The sequence below is a fragment of the Mucilaginibacter oryzae genome (genome assembly GCF_003148845.1).
Classification (GTDB): Bacteria; Bacteroidota; Bacteroidia; order Sphingobacteriales; family Sphingobacteriaceae; genus Mucilaginibacter; species Mucilaginibacter oryzae.
The window spans coordinates 1-4,482 of sequence record NZ_QGHA01000032.1; the positions used below are offsets into that span (position 1 = coordinate 1).

Annotated in this window: 1 protein-coding gene; it reads right to left on the minus strand. The window is 43.3% G+C overall.

Translation table 11 applies throughout. The features are described 5' to 3' along the window. Positions 1-4,482, minus strand: a 4,482-nt coding sequence (locus tag LX99_RS25225; RefSeq protein WP_146203234.1) for a non-ribosomal peptide synthetase, incomplete at both ends; no start/stop codon positions are given.

The following is a 4,482-nucleotide window of genomic DNA, read 5'->3' on the forward strand; positions in this document are numbered from 1 at the left end:
TTCCGACCAATATATTCCAGGTTGCCGTCCGCATGCCAGCGTACAATATCTCCCGTTCGGTATAAACGGTCATAACCTTTCGACTGGTCCTCTGCTCCCCCATACACATTCGCCACAAATCGGTCTGACGTCAGCGATGGATTATTCAGGTAACCTAAACCTACCCCCGCCCCACCTATATACAACTCGCCCGCTACCCCTAACGGAACTATTTGACCGTGAACATCCAATACGTAATGGCGGAAATTCCATACCGGTTTTCCTAAAAGTATTTGTTCCGGAATCAATAGGGAAGTGTGAACTTTGAAAAAAGTAGTTACGTCCGCGCATTCTGTAGGACCATAGGTGTTAACAAGCCAGGAATCCGGATTCGTTTCGGCAATTAACCGGGCCAACTTATCGGGTATAGGCTCACCACCCAAAAAAATATAATCAAAGCGATGATTTTTCAGGAGATAAACTACCTCATCCTGAATAGGAAGAAAAGCACTCGGCGTACAGTTGATCCGCCGGATTCCGTTTTGAACGATGTTTTCGGCAATCGCCCGGGGATCGTAATGTCCGCTAGATGGGAGAAAAATTGTACAGCCACTAAATAATGGAGCAAAGTAATTTTTCTGTGTAAGATCAAAACAGATTTCAGTACATACAATACAGCGGTCATCGGCTTTTAACGCGAACTCTTCAATGTACCAAGTATTCAGATTTATCAATGATCGGTGTTGCACCTGCGCCCCTTTAGGGCGGCCGGTGGTTCCTGACGTATAAATCACATAGGCCAAGTCGTCTGATTTGCTGTATTGTTTAAGTTCCGATACTTCTTCGTTATTATAAAACGATTCTGATAAACCAATACAAATTAAACCTGGTCCAACTAACCGGCTAACTTCCTTATCGATAAGTTCCCGGGTACTCAACACCACTGAAGCATTTGTATCTGACAATATATAGGAGATCCGCTCTATAGGGTACGACGGATCCAGCGGAACATAAGCTCCGCCCGATTTCAAAACCGCCAATATCCCGATCACAAGCTCCAGTCCGCGGTCAAGCAATAAACATATCAAACTGCCTGGCTTCAAGGATACACCGTTAATCGCAGCATAATGCTCCCGGATATGCCGCGCCAGCTGATTACTCCGCTCATCGAGCTCTCGGTAGCTTAGCGACAATCCTTCGTAAACCACAGCAATATTATCAGGAACAAGCCTTGCCCGCTCCACGAAAACCGAATGCATCGTTTGGTCTAAACGGTAAAAACGATCAGTTAAATTCCATTCACGAACCTGGAGATTGTAGGAATCCTGTGATAAGAGTGATATGTTCCGATGTGACATCTTGGGGTCATCAACGATCTGCTGTAACGTGCTCTTTAAGGCAAAAATAAGCTGACCTAACTTTTCCGCCGTCACGTGCTCGCCATCATGTTTCAACTTAATTACCAACACATCCTCAAACTGCAGAACCATGATACTAAAAGGATAATCTATGCCATCAGCATAGCTGCGCATATTTATTTCCGGTTGCTCTTCAGTCTTGATCCAGGGCACCGGATAATTTTCAAAAACATACAACGTTTGAAAAAGACGTTGTCCCTCTTCCTGCATGGAGACAAGATCGGCGAAACTATTCTCATTCAACTCGATTAAGCTATTCTGAATTGCTAACAGTTGATCTTCTATATTGCATCCGTTATCCCAATTTACTATTAGCGGAAGGGTGTTGATGAACAACCCAACGCTTTCAGCGATGCCGGCAATCGGCAACTCCCGCCCCGAAACCGTTGTACCAACAATTGTTAAGTCGCTGTTACTGTAGATTTGTAACAACTTATGCCACGCAAATGTGATGATCACATTTACTGTGATACCTAAAGTCTTGCTTAAGTCAGTTATGTGTTGAAGCAAATCTCCACTTACTTCTAGTACTTTGTTTTGTGGATCTTTAACTACCCGATAAGTGGCCATATCTATCGGGCTGGAAAGCATCGCGTTAATATCATTAGCTTTTAAATGCTCCCCAAGCTTTTTATTCCAATAATCCGCTACAATTTTTTTTTGAAATGAAATATAATATTGCGCTTTCAGGTAAGCGGTATCCTCGTTAACATCTATTTTCTCATCATATATAAGCGCCTGGTAGTAGCGGTGCAAAGTATTAAGTAATATCGGCCCGCTCCATCCATCAGCAATGATGTGATGTTGGGTTAAAATTGTGGTATAAGAGTTGGCGGATTGTTTAATAATGTGAACCCTAAAAAGCCCCGGCTGTGTCAGATCAAAACCTATATTTCTATCAATCTTTTGAATTTCGGCAATCATCTCATCGCGCTGTCGCTGTTCAATCAAGTGACTGACATCATGAATTTTATAATTCAGTTCGGCGGTCTGGTAAATTACTTGTATCGGCTCTTCATCCCAGTTAAAACCTGTTCTTAAAATCGGATATTGCGCAATACAGAGTTTCCAGGCACTGATATATGCAGACGGTATCATTGCCTGGTGATAATCATGTACCAATTGCAGGCGGTAAGCGTCATCTCCGGCATAACTCAAGGTATGATAAATAAACCCTTGTTGTAAACTGTTTGCAGGGTAAATATGAGCTATAGAATTCTCCCTGGCAATTGCTTGAGATTGAATTTTGTTTATTAACGATTGGCCCAAGGATACCGATTGGAAATCCACGCTTGTAAACCCGGGGCCCTCCTTTGCAAGTTTTTCACCGCAATGGGCAATAATTATTACCAGGTTCTTTTTAAACGCGTCAGACAAAGCATCAGTTAACGGCCGACCTAATCGGGTAGAAATCTGAAATGATAACTTCCCTAATTTCACCATACCATTGACCGCAATAGATTCACTACCCTGGTTACCCGCATCGATGCCGATTCCGCTTTCACCTGCAATAACCGACCAGTTTTGCCGAAGGCTTTCAACCTGGCCTAAATAATTGAAATATATCACTGGCAGATCCGAAACATCAAAAGCAACATTTCCGTGCAAAGCCAGAGCCCCGAATCCAACTCCTTTGTTCGGAATTTTCCTTATATCGTTCTTGATCTTGCAGATGCTGGCGGCGATATCGTTTTGCAGTTCTGCCTTAAATGGATAAAGGGTGGTAAACCAGCCAACGATATTGCTATGGTCGATCTCCGGATCTATCGCTTCTCTACCATGTCCCTCAATCGTTATGAACTGCTCCTGTTCACCGCCAATGTCACGGAGAGCATAAGCAAAAGCGGTAATCAAAATATCATTGATCTCCGTATGGTATGCTCCATTGATCTGAAATATTAACTCTTCTGTCAAAGCTTCATTCATTTCTATACTGGAAGTGGTTGCGGGCCAAATGTTTGCTGAAAGTCTATGAGATTTTAAATCGGGCAGCTGGCTTTGCCAATACGCTGCCTCTTGCGGTTGGCCTTGCGCATAGCTGTTTATTGCAGCCACCCATTGCCGGTAGCTACTTTGTTTGGATGGAAGCTTTTTATTTTCATATAAAGTTTTAAAATCATTCGCCAGGACATGCCAGCTCACAGTATCGATGATCAGATGATGAAAAGCCATAAAGATCCTGGCAGTTCCATCCCCGAAGCCATAAATGTACCCGACATGAAATAATGGCCCCTCTACAAAATCGAAACCGCTTTGCCAGTGGTTCAGGACCTGAATGTATTCGTTTTCCTCGTAGCCGCTGATATCTAATATGCTAACTGGTGGTACTTTGACAGCATCTCCATAGCGTTGCATCCATTCCGTTTTACGAATGAAAGTTGCGCGCAATATATCGTGGTGCCTTGTTAACTCCTCAATGATGGTCGGTATTCTTCCGGAATCTAACGGAGGCACTTGTATTAAGAAATTTTGATTCCAATAGCCTGGACGGGGAAACTTCCCTTTCTCGACTTGTTGCATAAACCAGTCTTGTATAGGAAGTAAACCAAATTCCCCTGTCAGAAATCCCTCATCTTTCTTAATTGCCTGGCCATGATTTCCACGACTTAACAAAGAAGAAAGATTCCTGATAGTCCTGGCGGAAAAAATGTCCATCACCCTGCAATCAAAGCCGGCTTCCCTTATACGGACGGAAATTAGTATTGCAGTAATGGAATCTCCTCCCGCCTGAAAAAAATCAACAGTTACTCCGATATGTCTTATCCCTAACGCGTCCCGCCAAATGTCCAGAAGTAAACCTTCAATATCGCCCGATGGTGCAATGTATTCCTCCGAAACCAAATTACGTGGTTCTGGTAACTTTTTTCGGTCAACTTTGCCATTAACTGTTAACGGGAAAGCGTCTAATACCATGAAGAGGGCGGGTATTGCATACTCCGGAAGGATATCTTTTAATGAAGCAATAACGAATGGTATATCTAAACCATCATCCTGTTTATCACTTATATAATACCCTACCAGGTAACGCTGACTACCTGTATCTGTTTCCCGATCCCGCGCAAGCACACAGGCCTGGCGGATGCCC